The 2,546-nt window shown below is 42.1% G+C and carries 1 protein-coding gene; it reads left to right on the forward strand.

Annotated features, from left to right (window positions below):
- On the forward strand, window positions 1-2,546 hold a 2,546-nt coding region (locus tag GRP75_RS24175), incomplete at both ends, for a condensation domain-containing protein (protein WP_160790586.1).

Consider the following 2,546-nt stretch of genomic DNA (forward strand, 5'->3'; position numbering starts at 1 on the left):
CAAATCTGGACCCGGAAAAAGTAACTTCCTTAAAGAAGGTAATTGCAGCAGGTTCGGCTTCCACTCCCGAACTTTTAAAGAAATGGAGCAACAGGATTTCATATATAAATGCTTATGGACCTACTGAGACAACCGTATGTGCAACGGTATGGAAAGCAGATGATTGTGAGACGGCCGATAAGTCGGTACCTATTGGTAAACCTATTACCAATACCCGGGTGTTTATAGTTGATGAAAACAATAATCTTAAGCCCATAGGTGTTGAGGGTGAACTCTGTGTTTCCGGGGCAGGATTGGCGAGAGGATACTTGAAAAAACCGGAACTTACCAGGGAAAAGTTTGTACCGAACCCATTTATGCCTGGAGAACTGATGTATAAAACAGGAGATCTTGCAAAGTGGCTTCCTGACGGGAATATTGCATTTGCCGGCAGAAAAGACCACCAGGTTAAAATAAGAGGGTATAGAATCGAGCTTGAGGAAATAGAAGCAGCCCTTTTGAAGCATGCTGATATAAATGAGGCGGTGGTCATTGACCGGGAGGATTCAAGTGTAGGCAGGTATCTTTGCGCTTATATAGTGTCTGACCGAGAAGTGACAGTGACCGAAATAAGGGAGCTTATATCTAAAGAGCTGCCCGATTATATGATTCCATCCTATTTTATGAGGATAGCAAAAGTACCGTTAACCATAAATGGAAAATTGGACAGAAAGGCGCTGCCGCTGCCTGATGGAAGAATAAATACAGGAACAGAGTATGCAGCGCCTTCAGGTGAAGTGGAGGAAAGGCTTGCGCTGCTGTGGCAGGACATCCTTGGAATAGAGAAGGTAGGAAGAAATGATAACTTCTTTATGCTCGGAGGACACTCGTTAAAGGCAACAAGCCTTGTAGCAAGAATTCACAAAGAGTTCAATGTAGACATACCTCTTAAGGAAATATTCAAGACACCAACCATCTTAGAAATTGCCAGCTACATTGAAGACTCAAAGGAGAGCCTATATCAGTCCATTCAACGTGCTGGGGATATGGAATATTATCCCATGTCATCCGCCCAGAAAAGACTATATATATTAAACCAGCTTGAAGGAGCTGGAATCGCCTACAATATACCTGGCATAATATTGCTGGAAGGTACTGTTGATAAAGCACGTTTTGAGCAGGCTTTTCATAGTCTGATAGAAAGGCATGAGAGCTTTCGAACCTCCTTCCATATGATCGAGGAAGAGCTGTCTCAGAAAGTCCATGACAAGGCGGACCTAAGTATCATGTACCTGGAAACCAGTGAAGAGAAGGTTCCCGAAATAGTGGAGAAATTCATAAGGCCCTTTGACCTTGGAAAGGCTCCACTATTAAGAGTTGGACTTGTAAAGATTGGAGAAGCCAGACATATTATGGTGTTTGACATGCATCATATCATATCGGATGGAGTGTCCAACGACATACTGGTAAGAGAGTTTATAAGCTTATATGAAGGGAAAATACTTCCTCCACTGCGTATACAGTACAAGGACTACTCAGTTTGGCAGAGGGAATTGTTTGCAGGAGCTGCCATAAGTAAGCAGGAGGAATTCTGGCTCCAGACCTTTCAGGGAGAGATCCCTGTGCTGGATTTATCCACCGACTACCCAAGACCCGCAGTACAAAGCTTTGAAGGAGACTACATCAGCTTTGAAGCTGATAGCGAGCTTGCGGTTAGACTTAACAAGCTTGGATCAGACAATGGAGCTACATTATATATGACGCTTCTTGCTGCATACAATGTGCTGTTATCTAGATACACTGGACAGGAAGATATTATTGTGGGAAGTCCTATAGCTGGAAGGCCTCATGCTGACCTTCAAGACATCATAGGTATGTTTGTAAACACTCTGGCCATGAGAAACCACCCGCAAGGAGAAAAGACTTTTATTGAATTCTTGAAAGAAGTTAAAGAAAATGCTTTGAAAGCATACGACAATCAGGACTATCAGTTTGAAGAATTAGTGGATAAGCTGGACATAAGGAGGGATATGAGCAGGAATCCCCTCTTTGATACCATGTTTGCCATATACAATGTTGGAAAAGCAGAGCTCATAACGTCTGATCTAAGCTTCAAGCCGTACAACAAAGGGATAGAAGGCAGAATATCAAAATTTGACATCACCTTAAATGCATTTGAGACTGAGGATGGTATAGCCTTTGAACTCGAATACTGTACAAGACTGTTTAAGAAAGAAACAGTTGAAAGACTTGGGGCTCATTACATCAATTTGCTGGAAGAAATTGCAGCATACCCCGAAAAAAGGCTTTATGAAATCGAAATGTTATCACAGGAAGAAAAACAGCAAGTATTATACAGCTTTAACGATACTGCTCTCGAATATCCCCTGGATAAAACCATACACCAAATGTTTGAGGAGCAAGTGAAAAAGACTCCTGATCATATTGCAGTGGTTTTTGAAGGTAAACAATTAACCTACCGAGAACTGAATCAAAAGGCAAACCAATTGGCCAGGGCATTAAGAGAAAAGGGAGTAAAGCCTGATGATATTGTAGGCATAATGGTG

The organism is Paenibacillus sp. OT2-17 (assembly GCF_009827695.1).
GTDB lineage: Bacteria > Bacillota > Bacilli > Paenibacillales > Paenibacillaceae > Paenibacillus > Paenibacillus polymyxa_B.